The organism is Enterobacter sp. 22452 (genome assembly GCF_052045065.1).
Lineage (GTDB): Bacteria > Pseudomonadota > Gammaproteobacteria > Enterobacterales > Enterobacteriaceae > Enterobacter > Enterobacter mori.
Genome location: NZ_JBQEOB010000004.1, coordinates 201,458 through 217,689 on the forward strand (window position 1 = coordinate 201,458; position 16,232 = coordinate 217,689).

Consider the following 16,232-nt stretch of genomic DNA (forward strand, 5'->3'; position numbering starts at 1 on the left):
ACTGGGATAATTATTATCATGGTGAATAAATTTGTGCACTGCGCCACAAATCTGACCAGAAAGAATTGTCTCAATGTGAACAGCTAATTAGTCTCGTCACGTTTGGCATTTTTATAACGATATTTATCGTTAAGGACTTCAAGGGAAAATAAACAAAATGGTCAAATCTCAACCGATTTTGAGATATTTCATGCGGGGGATCCCGGCGATAGCAGTAGCGGTTCTGCTTTCGGCATGTAGTACATCGAACACCGCTAAGAATATGCATCCTGAGACGCGTGTTGTGGGAACAGAAGATTCCTCGTCACTGCAAGCCTCTCAGGATGAATTTGAGAATATGGTGCGTAATCTGGACGTGAAGTCCCGTATTATGGACCAGTATGCTGACTGGAAAGGCGTGCGTTATCGTCTTGGCGGCAGCACGAAAAAAGGCATTGATTGTTCCAGTTTCGTACAACGAACCTTCCGCGAACAATTTGGGTTAGATCTTCCGCGTTCAACTTATGAACAGCAGGAGACGGGCAAGTCGATTTCACGTTCCAAACTGCGTACCGGTGATTTAGTGCTGTTCCGTGCGGGTTCTACGGGTCGACATGTTGGCATCTACATTGGCAACGATCAGTTCGTTCATGCATCCACCAGCAGCGGTGTGACCATTTCCAGCATGAATGAACCGTACTGGAAGAAGCGCTACAACGAAGCGCGCCGTGTATTGACCCGCAGTTAATATGATGATTGTATCGTTGGTTATCCCTTGGCTGGCGATATAATAAAAAAAAGCACTGCTTCGGCGGTGTTTTTTTTTGCCCGTTACACTGAATACATTCAGCGGCTACTCAGGAATCACGATCTCTATGTTCACCCGCTACTTTTCCAGCCATCGCAAGATACTGTTTCTCAGTATTGTCACAGGGCTGTTTGTCGCCCTGCTCCTGGGCTCATTGCAGTTTTTCTGGAGTTACCACAAGCGGGAAGTCAGATTCGATACCCTGATTGAAGATGTGAGCATCTACATGGAGAGCTACTTCGGAGAGCTAAAAGAGTCTGTCGATCTCCTCCAGCCGCTTACGCTGAACAATTGCCATGAGGTTAACGCTGAACTGACTTCACGCGCTGCCTTCAGTATTAATGTGCGCGCCTTCCTGCTGGTCAGAGACAAAATAGCGTTCTGCTCTTCCGCCACAGGGCCAATGAATTCCCCGATGGAAGCGCTTATACCCGAGCTGCACATCAACAAACCGATCGATATTGCCCTGTTGTCCGGCACGCCCATGCTGCCGAATAAACCGGCCATTGCCATCTGGTACCGTAATCCGTTGGTTAAGGACGGCGGCGTCTTTACCTCGGTGAATCTCAATCTGACACCGTACCTGCTCTATGCCGCGCGTCAGGACGAGTTCGCGGGTATTGCCATCATCATTGGCGACAACGCGTTGTCGACAATGTCCAGCACGCTGGTTAAGGCGGAAGATCTCCATGAACACGCCGCCCGCACCGCCACGCTGAAAGACATTCCTCTGACCATCAAGATCTATGCCGAAGCCTGGACCAGCGAGGAAATCCTCTTCGCCCTCTTCTTCGGACTGGTGTGCGGCATAGCCGCCGGAACGCTCAATTTTTATATCCTGACCATACGTCTGAATCCAGGTAAGGAAATTTTAAGCGCGATTAAGCACAATCAGTTCTATGTGGTGTATCAGCCCGTGGTCGATGCTAAAGAGCTGAAAATGCGCGGTGTGGAAGTGCTGATGCGCTGGAAGCACCCGACGATGGGCGAAATCCCACCGGATGCGTTTATTAACTTTGCTGAAGCGCAAAAGCTGATTGTTCCTCTGACGCTGCATCTTTTTGATCTCATTATTCGTGACGCACCGGTATTACAAAGCGTATTGCCTGCGGGAGCCAAGCTGGGGATAAACATTGCGCCAGGGCATTTGCATGCGGAGAGTTTTAAAGAAGATATGCAAAGCTTCAACGCCTCGCTGCCGCCCGATCATTTCCAGACGGTGCTGGAAATCACCGAGCGCGACATGATTAATCAGCGCGAGGCCAACCAGCTTTTTGAATGGCTGCACAATGAAGGCTTTGAAATCGCGATTGATGATTTCGGGACCGGCCACAGCGCCCTGATTTATCTCGAGCATTTCACAATGGACTACATCAAAATCGACCGGGGTTTTGTCAATGCCATTGGAACCGAAACCGTTACATCGCCCGTACTTGATGCCGTATTGACCCTCGCAAGGCGACTGAACATGTCCACCGTCGCCGAAGGGGTGGAAACGCCTGAGCAGGCAGCATGGCTGCGCGAGCATGGCGTTAACTTCCTGCAGGGATACTGGATCAGCCGCCCTATGCCGCTGGCGCAGTTTCGCACATGGCAACCCGATATGATGTCCGGTGAATAATTTCACATTGGCGGCGACGTCACTTATTATTCAGTTTTAATGTGAACGAAGGATCCGCCACGAGATGTTTATGCGCGTCGTAGTGATGTTAATGGCAGTGGTGAGCCTGTCCAGCCAGGCGCAAACCATCAAAGAGAGCACGGCATTCGCGGTGATTGGCGAACCTAAATACGCGGTTAATTTTACCCACTACGATTACGTCAACCCCGCCGCGCCTAAAGGCGGAAACGTGACGCTCTCGGCAACGGGCACCTTCGATAACTTTAACCGCTTTGCCCTGCGTGGCGTGGCGGCGGCGCGTACGGAGTCCCTCTATGACACCCTGTTTGTGACGTCAGACGATGAGCCGGGCAGCTACTACCCGCTGGTGGCGGAAAACGTACGTTATGCGGATAACTTCGCGTGGGCCGAAATTTCACTCAACCCGCAGGCGCGTTTTCATGACGGCACGCCGGTTAGCGCCCGCGACGTGGCCTTCACGTTTCACAAGTTTATGACCGAAGGGGTCCCGCAGTTCCGTCTGGTGTACAAAGGCACCACCGTGAAAGCTATCGCCCCGCTGACCGTGCGTATCGAACTAAGCGAACCAAACAAAGAGAATATGCTAAGCCTGTTCTCCTTGCCCGTCATGCCTGAGTCCTTCTGGAAAAACCACAAGCTGAGCGACCCGCTCTCCACGCCGCCGCTGGCGGGTGGCCCGTATCGCATTACCGACTGGCGAATGGGGCAGTATGTGGTCTATTCCCGGGTCAAAGATTACTGGGCTGCAAACCTTCCGGTAAACCGCGGCCGCTGGAATTTTGACACCCTTCGCTATGATTATTACCTTGACGATAACGTGGCGTTTGAGGCGTTCAAGGCGGGTGCGTTTGATTTGCGCGTGGAGAGCAGTGCCAAAAACTGGGCTACGCGCTATATCGGGAAAAACTTTGCCAACGGTTACATTGTTAAAGACGAGCATAAAAATGAATCAGCCCAGGATACCCGCTGGCTGGCGTTTAATATCCAGCGCCCGGTATTCAGCGACCGTCGGGTGCGCGAGGCGATTACCCTGGCGTTCGATTTCGAGTGGATGAACAAGGCGCTGTTTTACGGTGCCTACAGCCGCGCTAACAGCTATTTCCAGAACACTGAATATGCCGCTCGCGACTATCCTGATGCCGATGAGCTGGTCTTGCTGGCGCCGCTGAAGGCGGAACTCCCGCCAGAGGTCTTTACGAGCGTGTTTGAACCGCCTAAATCCGACGGTAAGGGCTTTGACCGTGACAACCTTCTGAAAGCCAGCGCGCTGCTGGATGAGGCGGGATGGCACCTGAAAAATCAAAAACGGGTGAACGTGCAAACGGGCAAACCGCTGAGTTTCGAGCTCCTGCTCGCTTCAGGGGCAAATGACCAGTGGGTACTGCCGTTTAAGCAGAATCTCGCCCGACTGGGGATTACTCTGAATATCCGCCAGGTGGATATCGCTCAGCTCACCAACCGCAAGCGCAGCCGGGATTACGATATGATGCAGAGCCTGTGGGCCGCGCAGCCGTGGCCCAGCGGCGATTTGCAAATTTCATGGGCCTCCAGCTATATCAACTCCTCCTACAATGCCCCCGGCGTTAAGAGTCCGGCTATCGATGCGCTGATTGAGAAAATCGTGGCCGCGCAGGGCGATAAAGAAAAATTGCTTCCGCTTGGCCGCGCGCTCGACAGGGTGTTAACCTGGAACTACTACATGCTGCCAATGTGGTACATGGGCGAAGATCGCCTTGCCCGTTGGGACAAATTCTCGCTGCCCTCTGTACGCCCTGTCTATACGCTGGGTTTCGATACCTGGTGGTATGACGTGAACAAAGCCGCCAAACTGCCCGCAGAGCGGCGTTAAGGAATAACAATGGGTGCTTATCTGATCCGCCGCTTGCTGCTGGTTATCCCGACGCTGTGGGCCATCATCACGATTAACTTTTTCATCGTCCAGATTGCCCCTGGCGGGCCGGTGGATCAGGCTATCGCCGCCGTGGAATTTGGCCACAGCGGGGGAATGCCCGGTGGCGGCGGTGAAGGGATGGGTGCGAGTCACGCAAGGACCGGCGTGGGCAATATCAGCGAAAGCCACTACCGCGGCGGGCGCGGGTTGGATCCAGAGGTGATCGCCGAGATCACCCATCGCTACGGCTTTGATAAACCGCTGCATGAGCGTTATTTCAAGATGCTCTGGGATTACGTGCGCTTTGATTTTGGCGATAGCCTGTTTCGCAGCGCATCCGTGCTGACGTTAATTAAGCAAAGCCTGCCGGTTTCCGTCACCCTTGGTCTGTGGGGAACATTGATTATCTATCTGGTCTCCATTCCGTTGGGCATTCGAAAAGCGGTCTACAATGGCAGCCGCTTTGATATCTGGAGCAGCACCTTCATCATCATCGGCTATGCGATTCCGGCGTTTCTGTTTGCGGTTCTGCTTATCGTCTTTTTCGCCGGGGGGAGTTATTTCGATATTTTCCCGCTCCGGGGATTGGTGTCAGCTGATTTCAGCACCCTGCCGTGGTATCAAAAAATCACCGATTATTTCTGGCACATCACACTGCCGGTCCTCGCGACGGTCATTGGCGGTTTTGCAGCGCTGACGATGCTGACCAAAAACGCCTTCCTTGATGAAATCCGTAAACAGTATGTTGTCACCGCGCGCGCAAAGGGCGTGGGTGAAAAACAGATCATGTGGAAGCATGTTTTCCGCAACGCGATGCTGCTGGTGATTGCCGGATTCCCGGCCACCTTCATCAGTATGTTTTTTACCGGCTCGCTGCTGATAGAGGTGATGTTCTCCCTGAACGGTCTGGGACTGCTGGGCTATGAGGCCACCGTCTCGCGCGATTACCCGGTCATGTTTGGCACACTCTATATTTTCACCCTGATTGGCCTGCTGCTGAATATCATCAGTGATATCAGCTATACGCTGGTCGATCCCCGAATCGATTTTGAGGGCCGCTGATGCCGCGTTTAAGCCCCGTCAACCAGGCCCGCTGGGCACGCTTTCGCCACAACCGCCGCGGCTACTGGTCGCTGTGGATCTTCGCCGTGCTGTTTATCTTAAGCATGTGCGCCGAGCTGATTGCGAACGATAAGCCGCTGCTGGTGCATTTTAACGACCGCTGGTATGTGCCAGTGTTGAACAACTACAGCGAGAGTGATTTTGGCGGCCCGTTTGCGACCCCGGCTGAATATCAGGATCCGTGGCTTCGCGATCAAATCGACAGGCACGGCTGGGCGCTCTGGGCCCCCATTCGCTTTGGCGCAAACAGCATAAACTTTGCTACCTCAACCCCCTTCCCTTCGCCTCCCTCCGCGCAGAACTGGCTGGGAACCGACGCGAACGGCGGTGACGTGCTGGCACGCATTCTCTACGGCACGCGGATCTCCCTGCTCTTCGGGCTGATGCTGACGCTCTTTTCCAGCGTCATGGGCGTCGTCGCGGGTGCCGTTCAGGGCTATTACGGCGGAAAGCTCGATCTCTGGGGGCAACGCATCATTGAAGTCTGGTCGGGAATGCCAACGCTGTTTCTGATCATCCTGCTGTCCAGCGTAGTGCAGCCTGGCTTCTGGTGGCTGCTGGGGATCACCGTTCTGTTTGGCTGGATGGCGCTGGTGGGCGTGGTGCGCGCGGAATTTCTGCGGACGCGGAATTTTGACTATATCCGTGCCGCACAGGCGCTGGGGGTCAGCGATCGGGCGATTATTTTCCGCCATATGCTCCCCAACGCCGTGGTCGCAACCCTGACCTTTCTGCCCTTTATTTTGTGCAGTTCCATCACCACCCTCACCTCGCTTGATTTCCTTGGTTTTGGGCTGCCGCTCGGCTCGCCATCGCTCGGCGAACTGTTGCTGCAAGGCAAGAACAATCTTCAGGCGCCGTGGCTTGGCATCACTGCATTTCTCTCAGTGGCCGTGCTGCTTTCGCTGCTGATCTTTATTGGCGAAGCCGTGCGCGATGCCTTTGATCCCGACAAGGCGGTATAGATGACGCAACCTCTTCTCAGCATTGAAAACCTGTCTATAGCCTTTTCGAAGCAGGGCGAGACCCGCACGGTGGTGAATGACCTGTCACTGCAGATCCAGCGCGGCGAAACGCTGGCGCTGGTGGGGGAATCGGGTTCCGGTAAGAGCGTCTCGGCCCTCTCCATCCTGCGTCTGCTCCCTTCCCCGCCGGTTAGCTATCCGCAGGGTGACATTCTGTTCCATGGCAGTTCGCTGCTGCATGCGGATGAGCAAACCCTGCGCGGGATCCGCGGCAATAAGATTGCCATGATATTTCAGGAGCCGATGGTCTCGCTCAACCCGCTGCATACGCTGGAAAAACAGCTCTACGAAGTGCTGTCACTCCACCGGGGCATGCGCAAAGAGGCGGCGCGGGGTGAAATTCTCGATTGCCTTGAGCGCACGGGCATTCGCAATGCCGCCAAACGGCTGACTGATTTTCCGCACCAGCTCTCCGGCGGAGAACGTCAGCGCGTGATGATCGCCATGGCGCTGCTGACGCGTCCTGAACTGCTGATCGCCGATGAACCGACGACGGCACTGGACGTGACGGTTCAGGCGCAGATATTGACGCTGCTGCGGGAACTGCGTGACGAGCTGAACATGAGCCTGCTGTTTATTACGCACAACCTGAGCATCGTAAGAAAGCTGGCTGACAGCGTAGCGGTGATGCAAAACGGACGATGTGTTGAGCAAAATACGGCAGCCTCGCTGCTGACGGCACCTCAACACCCCTATACGCAGCGCCTGCTCAACAGCGAACCCTCCGGCGATCCCGTTCCCCTGGATGCCGACAGCGAGCCGCTGCTGCGCGTTGAGGGACTGGGCGTTTCATTTCCCGTTCGTAAAGGCATTTTACGGCGCGTTGTCGATCGGAACCCGGTTCTGAAAGATATCCGCTTCTCTCTGCGCACCGGTGAATCGCTGGGGCTGGTTGGTGAGTCGGGTTCTGGCAAGAGCACCACCGGTCTGGCGCTGCTGCGCTTAATCGCCTCGCAGGGTGAGATCCTCTTTGACGGCATGCCACTGCACACCCGGAACCGTCGTCAGATGTTGCCCGTGCGTCCACGCATGCAGGTTGTTTTTCAGGATCCCAACTCCTCGCTTAACCCAAGACTGAGTATTTTGCAGATTGTTGAAGAGGGTTTACGCGTTCATCGTCCCACGCTGAGCGCTCAGCAACGTGAAGAAGAGGTCATGCTTGTTATGGCTGAAGTGGGATTAGACCCCGCCACGCGCCACCGCTATCCTGCGGAATTTTCCGGCGGTCAGCGCCAGCGCATCGCGATTGCCCGCGCGCTGATCCTGAAACCTGAGTTGATCATTCTTGATGAACCCACCTCTTCACTGGACAGAACCGTACAGGCGCAGATCCTGACGCTGTTAAAAGGGTTACAGGAGAAGCATCGGCTGGCCTATATCTTCATCAGCCACGATTTACAGGTGGTGCGGGCGTTGTGCCATCAGGTGATTGTGTTGCGGCAGGGAGAAGTCGTCGAACAGGGAGAGTGCCAGCGCGTATTCACTGCGCCAACGCAGAGCTACACGCGCCAGCTACTGTCAGCAGACTAGCGCTCAGAAAGGATATTGACCAGAGAAAGGCTCGGCAATCGCCACGCCGAAGTTTTTCAGACGGCAGGTGGCAGCGAATTCATCCTGGCTGTTCACAAACAGGCAAGGCTCGCCTTCGCATTCCAGCACGGAGCTATCCACTTCGATATCCGTCAGCGCCTGACTGAGGCGCTCCATGACCGGCCATGCATTTTCGTCGCTCGGACTCAGCAGTTTGAGCGCAACCAGACAATTCTCGCACCCTGCGCCGCTTTGCGGAATCGGTTCAACTTTCGAACCTGCAAAACCCGCCGACCAGCGATAGCTCTGGGGCAAGCGATGTACAATGGAGAGTTGTAATGTATTCACGTTCGTTCCCCGGAAGCAAAAATTACTTCACAATTTATTTACATTTATAGTATCACATGATTGCAAACCTGCACTATTTAGCGGTTTTTATAGGCATTGCAGGCTCGCGTGGGCGCTATATGTACCCGTTTCTGCGATCTAACTCAACCTTTTTAAATACAATGATGTGACTTTTTACATAAATAGATTTTACATAAAAGAAACAAACACAGGGTAAACGAACAGCGCTTTGGTTGATATGCATCAACAAAAAGGCCCGAATCGGGCCTTCAGTGTGCTTTAGTGAGCGGCTTTACGCGGCCGACTGGCATAAAGATAGAAGAGAATGGAGCTGGTTGCGCAGAAAGCGATTGCCCACAACATCGGCCATGCGGTGTTAAACGTGGCCATCGAGAGCAGCGCCCCAACGACAGCGCCAATCCCAAAGCGGAACGTCCCCGCCAGTGACGACGCCGTGCCTGCCATATGCGGGAATTCGTCAAGGATAACCGCCATCGCGTTGGAAGAGATCATCGACACGCAGCCGACAAACGCGGCCACGCCCACCACCAGCGCCCAGAAGCCAATCCCCAGGAACGCGCTCACCACCATCCAGATAGCCATAACGAACTGGATCCACAGCCCGGCGCGGAACATATTGATCGCCCCTACCCGCCGTACAAAGCGGCTGTTGATGATGGTCATAACAAACAGGAACACGATGTTCAGCGCAAAGTAGTAGCCAAAGTGCTGCGGCGAAACGTGGTTCAGTTCGATATAAACAAACGGCCCGGCGCTCAGGAAGGAGAACATCCCGGCAAAGCTGAAGCCGCTCGCCAGCATGTAGCTCAGCACGCGCTTATGGCGAAACAGCGAGGCGAAATTCCCCATTGTGGTACGAATGTGGAACTTCTGCCGACGCTCAACGGGCAGCGTTTCATCAATAAAGAAGAAAATCATCGCCGAGGCCAGCAGCGCGGCAAGCGCCAGGATCCAGAAGATGGCGTGCCAGCTGAACCATACCAGCACGGCACCACCGACCATCGGGGCCACCAGCGGCGCAATGGTGGTAACCAGCATGACGAACGACATCATGCGGGAGAACTCTTCTTTCGGGTAGACATCGCGCATCAGGGCGTTGATCACCACGCTCGCGGCGGCGGCGGCCAGACCGTGGAAAAAGCGCATGATAATCAGCTGATCGATACTCTGCGCCAGCGCACAGGCAACGGCTGCGCCCGCAAAGACCAGCGTTCCGCCCAGGATAACAGGCTTGCGCCCAAGGCTATCCGCCATCGGCCCATACAGAAGCTGACCGATAGCAAAACCGAGAATATAGGTACTGAGCGTCATCTGCGCGCTGCCCGCCGGTACGCCAAACTGCGCGGAAATCACCGGCAACGCGGGCAGATACATATCGATGGAGAGCGGCATCAGCATCGCCAGCAGGCCAAGGATGAAAACGATCTTGAAAGACGAGTGTGGCCTGGTGGTCACAGAGTTCTCCTGAAATTTAGCGTGAAGGCAGACCGACGCTGGCGATCTCTTCTTCCGTTAACGGGCGGTATTCGCCTGGCTCGAGTTCCGGGTCAAGCTCAATCGCACCAATACGTTCACGATGCAGACCCACAACGTGGTTGCCCACTGCGGCGAACATCCGTTTCACCTGGTGATAGCGACCTTCGCTGATGGTCAGACGCACTTCCGTCGGGGTGATGACTTCAAGCACCGCCGGTTTGGTCAGATCTTTTTCATTATGCAGCTGAACGCCTTTGGTGAATTGCTCTGCCGTGTCATCAGATACCGGCGACTCCAGCGTGACCAGATAGGTTTTCTCGCAGTGATGGCGCGGAGAGGTGATGCGGTGAGACCACTGACCGTCATCGGTCATCAGCACCAGACCGGTAGTATCGATATCCAGACGACCCGCGGCATGCAGCTTGTGCGCCACTGGCTCATCGAGGAAATAGAGCACCGTCGGGTGATCCGGATCGTCCGTTGAACAGACGTAGCCTTCCGGTTTGTTGAGCATGAAATAGCGCGGACCGTGCTGCTGGGTCAGCGGATTGCCGTCATACTCCACCTGATGTTCAGGCTGGAGTTTGAAAGCGGTGTCTTTCACAATGTCGCCATCCACGGTAACGCGGCTGGCGCGAATCTCGCGCCCGGCAATAGCGCGGCTTACGCCGAGTTGCTGAGCGATAAACTTATCAAGTCGCATGAAATCTTTTTAGCCTTAATGGTGCTGGAAGTCGGACAACGCGCCCGAAAAAGAAGCAGTCAAGAACGGTTCAGTATAATGGTCTGGTTGCGCCACTCAAGGGAAAAAGTTTCGTGGCATACTATCTATACCCTAAATAATTCGAGTTGCATGCAGGCGGCAAAGGAGTGAATCCCCGGGAGCTTACATAAGTAAGTGACCGGGGTGAACGAGTGCAGCCAACGCACAGGCAACTTGAAGTATGACGGGTATATGTGCGGAATAACGAAACCGAGACCCTATGACTTTTACACTTCGCCCCTATCAGCAAGAAGCCGTCGACGCCACCCTCGCCTGGTTCCGTAAACATCGGGAACCGGCAGCCATCGTGCTCCCGACAGGTGCAGGCAAAAGCCTTGTCATCGCCGAGCTGGCGCGTCTGGCACGCGGGCGCGTGCTGGTGCTGGCGCACGTTAAAGAGCTGGTGGCGCAAAACCATGCCAAGTATTGTGCGCTTGGACTTGAGGCCGATATTTTCGCCGCCGGGCTGAAGCGCAAAGAGAGTCACGGCAAAGTGGTGTTTGGCAGCGTGCAGTCGGTTGCCCGTAACCTGGATCTTTTTCGCAGCGAGTTTTCACTGCTGATTGTCGACGAGTGCCACCGCATCAGCGATGACGACGACAGCCAGTATCAGCAAATCCTGACTCATCTGAAGGAAGTGAACCCTCACATTCGCCTTCTCGGCCTGACGGCCACGCCGTTTCGTCTGGGGAAAGGCTGGATTTATCACTTCCATTATCACGGCATGGTGCGCGGGGATGCGAAAGCCCTGTTCAGCGACTGCATTTATGAGCTTCCGCTACGCTACATGATTAAACATGGCTATCTGACGCCGCCGGAGCGGCTGGATATGCCGGTGGTGCAGTACGACTTCAGCCGCCTGCAGGCGCAAAGCAACGGGTTGTTCAGCGAAGCGGATCTTAACCAGGAGCTGAAAAAACAAAAGCGCATTACCCCTCACATCATCAGCCAGATTGAAGAGTTTGCGCAGACGCGCAAAGGGGTAATGATCTTTGCGGCCACCGTTGAGCATGCCCGCGAAATTACCGGGTTACTGCCCGCTGACGACGCGGCGCTGATCACCGGCGAAACACCCGGTCCGGAGCGCGACAGCCTGATCGAGGCCTTCAAAGCGCAGCGGTTTCGCTATCTGGTCAACGTGTCGGTGTTAACCACCGGGTTTGATGCGCCGCACGTTGACCTGATTGCTATTTTACGCCCGACCGAATCGGTGAGTCTCTATCAGCAGATTGTGGGCCGCGGCCTGCGCCTCTCGCCGGGCAAAACAGACTGCCTGATTCTGGATTACGCCGGGAATCCGCACGATCTGTACTCCCCTGAGGTCGGCACACCGAAAGGCAAAAGTGACAACGTGCCGGTCCAGGTGTTTTGTCCCGCCTGCGGGTTTGCCAATACCTTTTGGGGAAAAACCACCGCTGACGGTACGCTGATCGAACACTTTGGCCGCCGCTGTCAGGGCTGGTTTGAAGACGATGAAGGCCATCGCGAGCAGTGCGATTTTCGTTTCCGCTTTAAAAACTGTCCGCAGTGCAATGCCGAAAACGATATTGCCGCCCGTCGCTGCCGGGAGTGTGACACGATCCTGGTCGACCCTGATGACATGCTTAAGGCTGCGCTGAAGCTGAAAGATGCCCTGGTGCTGCGTTGTTCCGGCATGGCGCTGCAGCCCGGTGCGGATGAAAAAGGCGAGTGGCTGAAAATCACCTACTACGATGAGGATGGCGCAGACGTCAGCGAGCGTTTCCGGGTGCATACACCGGCGCAGAGAACGGCTTTCGAGCAGCTCTTTATCCGCCCGCACACCCGCACGCCGGGGGTGCCCCTGCGCTGGATAACCGTTGCCGATATCGTTCATCAGCAGGCGCTGCTGCGCCACCCGGATTTTGTTGTCGCCCGCAGGAAAGGCCAGTTCTGGCAGGTGCGTGAGAAGGTCTTCGACTACGAAGGACGCTTCCGCCGGGCAAATGAATTGCGCGGTTAACGGGACTTTTCGTTGATGTGGGGGGCATTTGAGTATAAAATGCCGCCCGCTTCACATCCGTGAGGCAGAACACTCACCTGCTGCTGGGTCGCCTGTAGTAGGGTTTTAAATACAGAGAGAAATCAATGTTCACTATCGAAGCAGAAGTACGTAACGTGCAGGGTAAGGGTGCGAGCCGCCGCCTGCGTAACGCCAACAAGTTCCCAGCTATCGTTTACGGTGGCGAAGCTGCTCCAGTTGCAATCGAACTGGACCACGACAAAGTATGGAACCTGCAGACCAAAGCTGAATTCTACAGCGAAGTTCTGACCATCGTTGTTGGCGGTAAAGAAGAAAAAGTGAAGGTTCAGGCTGTACAGCGTCACCCGTTCAAGCCAAAACTGTCTCACATCGACTTCGTTCGCGCGTAATCGCAAACTCGTCGAATAAAAACCCCGCTTCTGCGGGGTTTTTTTATGGCTGCTATTTACCGCCAGAGGTGCGTCGCTGCAGCTGATCGCGCAGGTTCGGCGGCGTGCCTTTGATGGTCAGCGTGTCGGTGGCCGGATCCCAGAAGATGCGTTCCCCCAACAGCATGGCGTCAAAGTTGATGGTTAATCCACCGCCGCTACCGGCAAATTTGGTGAGCTGACGCAGCGTACTGCGGTCCGCCGGGAAGCTCTCTTCCAGTTCATAGCCTTTTTCAGCCGTAAATTCCTGGAAGCTGACTTCACTCACACCTGCCAGCTCTTTTGACAGGGATTCCAGCTCAATCTCTTCGCCTGCCTGCAGCTGCTCGTTGCAGTAGCTGTAAACCTGCTGACGCACGGTCTGACGCTCGGATTTATCGAGCTGCGCTTCCGCCGTAAAATCATCAACCGCCTGCAGCAGACCTTTGTTCTGCGCTTTGGCGTTCAGACCTTCGCTGGCGCCGAGGAAGTCCATAAAGAAATCGGCGACTTTGCGCCCCACGCGCCCTTTCAGGAAAGTCAGATAGCGGGTCGATTCCGGATTGGTTTCCCACTCGGTCAAATCGATACGCGCCACGATATCCGCATGGTTGATATCCAGATAGTGCGTCGAGCTAATGTCCAGCTGCTCATTCACGCGCATGCTGCTTAAGTTGTTCAGCACGGTCACCAGCAGGTATTCCACCGCCAGGTAACGGTAATGGCAGAACAGGACGATACCGCCATCGGCGAACGGATATTTTGCCAGCTCGTCACGCAGACGCCCGGTTGCGGCACGGCTGAATGCCAGGAAATCTTCTTCGCCCTGACGCTGAAGACGCAGGCTATCCGCCAGTTCGCTCTCTTCGCTGAACAGACCATAGGCTTTATTTTTAGCACTGTAGACGCGGTGCAACTCCGCCATCATTTCCACAACGGTCGCCGTGGGTTCAAGTAACGAATCGCGCAGCACCACTTCAAGGGTTTGCTCATCACGCTTGATAAGCTGGTGCAAGGCAATCTGGTTGATTTCCAGACTCATGATAAACTCTCCTTTTAGACCGGGCGGTATTCAACCACCACCAGCGCATGTGTGCAACAGAAGATAAAAAAGGGGAAAAAAAGCTGTTGCTACGGTAATATGTCGCCCTTCTCTCAACAAACTGATTTTGATTTATGCCACAACATTCCCGCTACAGTGACGAACACGTTGAACAACTGCTCAGTGAGCTGGTCAACGTACTGGAAAAACATAAAACGCCAACCGATCTCTCCCTGATGGTTTTGGGAAATATGGTTACCAACCTTATCAACACCAGCGTTGCTCCGGCTCAACGTCAGGCGATCGCCAAATCTTTCGCCCAGGCACTGCAGTCCTCGGTTAGCGACGACCAGGCACACTAAGGGAAACGAACAACAGTTTATGGTGACGAATCGTCAGCGCTACCGTGAAAAAGTCTCCCAGATGGTCAGCTGGGGGCACTGGTTTGCCCTGTTCAACATTTTGTTGGCGATGGTTCTCGGCTGCCGTTATCTGTTTGTGGCGGACTGGCCCACCACGCTTATCGGACGTGTTTACTCCTGGATAAGCCTGGTCGGTCACTTTAGCTTTCTGGTCTTCGCCACCTATCTGCTCATCCTGTTCCCTCTGACGTTTATCGTCATGTCGCAGCGTCTGATGCGGTTCTTGTCCGCCATCCTTGCGACCGCGGGCATGACGCTTTTGCTGATCGACAGCGAAGTCTTTACCCGTTTCCACCTGCATCTCAACCCTATTGTCTGGGAGCTGGTCATTAACCCCGATCAGAACGAGACCGCACGTGACTGGCAGCTGATGTTTATCAGCGTGCCCATTATTCTTCTGATTGAGATGCTGTTCGCCACCTGGAGCTGGCAGAAGCTGCGAAGCCTCACCCGGCGGCGCCATTACGCGAAGCCCGTTGCCGCGCTCTTTTTCATCTCATTCATCAGTTCGCACCTCATGTATATCTGGGCGGATGCGAACTTCTATCGTCCTATCACCATGCAGCGCGCAAACCTGCCGCTCTCGTATCCGATGACGGCACGTCGTTTCCTTGAGAAACACGGTCTGCTGGATGCGCAGGAGTATCAGCGTCGCCTGGTCGAGCAAGGTAATCCGGAAGCGGTCAGCGTGCAGTATCCGCTGAGCGATTTGCGCTATCGCGACATGGGCCGCGGGCAAAACGTTCTGCTGATCACCGTTGATGGTCTGAACTATTCGCGCTACGAGAAGCAGATGCCCGCACTGGCGGCGTTCGGGGATAAGAACATCACCTTTACGCAGCATATGAGCTCGGGCAACTCAACCGACGCGGGTATTTTTGGCCTGTTCTATGGAATATCGCCGAGCTACATGGATGGCGTACTGTCTTCACGCACGCCAGCAGCATTGATCACCGGGCTTAACCAGCAAGGTTATCAGCTGGGGCTGTTCGCGTCCGATGGCTTCAACAGTTCGCTGTACCGTCAGGCTCTGCTCTCTGATTTCTCTCTGCCTGCCGCGCAGAGCCAGTCTGACACCCAGACGGCAAACCAGTGGATTAACTGGCTGCAGCGCTACGCTCAGGAAGATAACCGCTGGTTCTCCTGGGTTGCGTTTAACGGCACTACGGATGACAGCAATCAGAAAGGCTTCACCCGTCGTTACACTCGTGCGGCAGGTGACGTTGATGCACAAATTGCGCGCGTGCTGACCGCCCTGAACGACTCGGGCAAGCTGGACAATACGGTAGTGATTATCACTGCGGGCCATGGCGTGCCACTGGGCGACGAGATGGAGAGCATGGCCTGGTCACGTCCGAACCTGCATGTGCCACTGATCGTTCACTGGCCGGGTACCCCTGCGCAGCGCATCAATTTGCTTACCGATCATAAAGATGTGATGACCACATTGATGCAGCGCCTGTTGCACATCAGCACGCCGGCTAACGAGTACTCTCAGGGGCAAGATCTCTTTAGCGCCACTCGTCGTCACAACTGGGTGACTGCCGCAGGTGGCAATACGCTGGCGGTCACGACGCCTGAGCTGACGCTGGTACTGAACAGTAACGGGAGTTATCAGACCTATAACCTGAAGGGCGAGAAGCTGAAGGACCAAAAACCACAGCTCAGCCTGCTGTTGCAGGTCCTGACGGACGAGAAACGGTTTATTGCTAACTGATTAATAATAAACCAGTTAGCGCGTTCTTCCCCTTGCA

General features: G+C 54.9%; 14 protein-coding genes. 10 read left to right on the plus strand and 4 right to left on the minus strand.

The window, feature by feature from the left end; genetic code table 11:
• Positions 1-157: 157 nt before the first annotated feature.
• The 6 genes from mepS (at position 158) to yejF (ending at position 7,997) form a co-directional block, all read left to right on the plus strand.
• Positions 158-727 carry a bifunctional murein DD-endopeptidase/murein LD-carboxypeptidase gene (gene mepS / locus ACTJJA_RS13540; protein WP_010433488.1) on the plus strand — a complete coding sequence of 190 codons (570 nt, stop codon included), beginning with the start codon at positions 158-160 and terminating at the stop codon, positions 725-727.
• Between the two features lie 127 nt (positions 728-854).
• Positions 855-2,408, plus strand: coding sequence for a cyclic di-GMP phosphodiesterase (locus ACTJJA_RS13545; protein WP_440668450.1), 1,554 nt, complete (start codon positions 855-857; stop codon positions 2,406-2,408).
• A 64-nt stretch (positions 2,409-2,472) separates the two neighbouring features.
• Positions 2,473-4,278: an extracellular solute-binding protein gene (locus ACTJJA_RS13550; RefSeq protein ID WP_174339862.1), complete on the plus strand. Its 1,806-nt coding sequence runs from the start codon at positions 2,473-2,475 to the stop codon at positions 4,276-4,278.
• A gap of 9 nt (positions 4,279-4,287) precedes the next feature.
• Positions 4,288-5,382, plus strand: coding sequence for a microcin C ABC transporter permease YejB (locus tag ACTJJA_RS13555; RefSeq protein ID WP_042714263.1), 1,095 nt, complete (start codon positions 4,288-4,290; stop codon positions 5,380-5,382).
• Complete coding sequence (locus ACTJJA_RS13560) at positions 5,382-6,407, plus strand: ABC transporter permease (protein WP_010433477.1); 1,026 nt, start codon at positions 5,382-5,384, stop codon at positions 6,405-6,407. Before ACTJJA_RS13555 ends, ACTJJA_RS13560 begins: the two co-directional genes overlap by 1 nt.
• On the plus strand, positions 6,408-7,997 hold the full coding sequence (gene yejF / locus ACTJJA_RS13565) for a microcin C ABC transporter ATP-binding protein YejF (RefSeq protein ID WP_440668451.1): 1,590 nt from the start codon (positions 6,408-6,410) through the stop codon (positions 7,995-7,997). It begins immediately after the preceding gene.
• Positions 7,998-8,000: 3 nt separating this feature from the next.
• Here the strand turns inward: yejF and ACTJJA_RS13570 are convergent, their stop codons facing one another.
• From ACTJJA_RS13570 to rsuA, 3 genes are all read right to left on the minus strand, one after another.
• Positions 8,001-8,345 carry a YejG family protein gene (locus ACTJJA_RS13570; RefSeq protein ID WP_010433471.1) on the minus strand — a complete coding sequence of 115 codons (345 nt, stop codon included), beginning with the start codon at positions 8,343-8,345 and terminating at the stop codon, positions 8,001-8,003.
• Between the two features lie 279 nt (positions 8,346-8,624).
• Positions 8,625-9,821 carry a Bcr/CflA family multidrug efflux MFS transporter gene (locus ACTJJA_RS13575; protein WP_421510772.1) on the minus strand — a complete coding sequence of 399 codons (1,197 nt, stop codon included), beginning with the start codon at positions 9,819-9,821 and terminating at the stop codon, positions 8,625-8,627.
• Positions 9,822-9,837: 16 nt separating this feature from the next.
• A complete protein-coding gene (gene rsuA / locus ACTJJA_RS13580) occupies positions 9,838-10,545 on the minus strand; it encodes a 16S rRNA pseudouridine(516) synthase RsuA (RefSeq protein ID WP_108416614.1) in 708 nt (235 codons plus the stop codon).
• Positions 10,546-10,825: 280 nt separating this feature from the next.
• Between rsuA and ACTJJA_RS13585 the strand changes: the two genes are divergently transcribed.
• Both ACTJJA_RS13585 and rplY read left to right on the plus strand, forming a co-directional pair.
• Complete coding sequence (locus tag ACTJJA_RS13585) at positions 10,826-12,586, plus strand: DEAD/DEAH box helicase (protein WP_100165857.1); 1,761 nt, start codon at positions 10,826-10,828, stop codon at positions 12,584-12,586.
• A 125-nt stretch (positions 12,587-12,711) separates the two neighbouring features.
• The gene (gene rplY / locus ACTJJA_RS13590) at positions 12,712-12,996 is read left to right on the plus strand and encodes a 50S ribosomal protein L25 (RefSeq protein WP_010433464.1); all 285 of its coding nucleotides are present in this window, start codon (positions 12,712-12,714) and stop codon (positions 12,994-12,996) included.
• 52 nt (positions 12,997-13,048) lie between these two features.
• Here the strand turns inward: rplY and yejK are convergent, their stop codons facing one another.
• Complete coding sequence (yejK, locus tag ACTJJA_RS13595) at positions 13,049-14,056, minus strand: nucleoid-associated protein YejK (RefSeq protein WP_008500957.1); 1,008 nt, start codon at positions 14,054-14,056, stop codon at positions 13,049-13,051.
• 134 nt (positions 14,057-14,190) lie between these two features.
• On the opposite strand from yejK, the gene ACTJJA_RS13600 reads away from it, so the two are divergent.
• On the plus strand, positions 14,191-14,418 hold the full coding sequence (locus ACTJJA_RS13600; RefSeq protein ID WP_001135586.1) for a YejL family protein: 228 nt from the start codon (positions 14,191-14,193) through the stop codon (positions 14,416-14,418).
• A 19-nt stretch (positions 14,419-14,437) separates the two neighbouring features.
• Positions 14,438-16,195, plus strand: coding sequence for an LPS biosynthesis-modulating metalloenzyme YejM (gene yejM, locus ACTJJA_RS13605; RefSeq protein WP_440668452.1), 1,758 nt, complete (start codon positions 14,438-14,440; stop codon positions 16,193-16,195).
• Positions 16,196-16,232: the final 37 nt, after the last annotated feature.

Excerpts from the sequence above, each read along its gene's own strand:
- ACTJJA_RS13585 (WP_100165857.1), top strand. The coding sequence starts at position 10,826 with ATGACTTTTACACTTCGCCCCTATCAGCAAGAAGCCGTCGACGCCACC.
- mepS (WP_010433488.1), top strand. The coding sequence starts at position 158 with ATGGTCAAATCTCAACCGATTTTGAGATATTTCATGCGGGGGATCCCG.
- yejK (WP_008500957.1), bottom strand. The coding sequence starts at position 14,056 with ATGAGTCTGGAAATCAACCAGATTGCCTTGCACCAGCTTATCAAGCGT.
- ACTJJA_RS13600 (WP_001135586.1), top strand. The coding sequence starts at position 14,191 with ATGCCACAACATTCCCGCTACAGTGACGAACACGTTGAACAACTGCTC.
- ACTJJA_RS13550 (WP_174339862.1), top strand. The coding sequence starts at position 2,473 with ATGTTTATGCGCGTCGTAGTGATGTTAATGGCAGTGGTGAGCCTGTCC.
- ACTJJA_RS13555 (WP_042714263.1), top strand. The coding sequence starts at position 4,288 with ATGGGTGCTTATCTGATCCGCCGCTTGCTGCTGGTTATCCCGACGCTG.
- ACTJJA_RS13545 (WP_440668450.1), top strand. The coding sequence starts at position 855 with ATGTTCACCCGCTACTTTTCCAGCCATCGCAAGATACTGTTTCTCAGT.
- ACTJJA_RS13560 (WP_010433477.1), top strand. The coding sequence starts at position 5,382 with ATGCCGCGTTTAAGCCCCGTCAACCAGGCCCGCTGGGCACGCTTTCGC.
- yejF (WP_440668451.1), top strand. The coding sequence starts at position 6,408 with ATGACGCAACCTCTTCTCAGCATTGAAAACCTGTCTATAGCCTTTTCG.
- rsuA (WP_108416614.1), bottom strand. The coding sequence starts at position 10,545 with ATGCGACTTGATAAGTTTATCGCTCAGCAACTCGGCGTAAGCCGCGCT.
- rplY (WP_010433464.1), top strand. The coding sequence starts at position 12,712 with ATGTTCACTATCGAAGCAGAAGTACGTAACGTGCAGGGTAAGGGTGCG.
- yejM (WP_440668452.1), top strand. The coding sequence starts at position 14,438 with ATGGTGACGAATCGTCAGCGCTACCGTGAAAAAGTCTCCCAGATGGTC.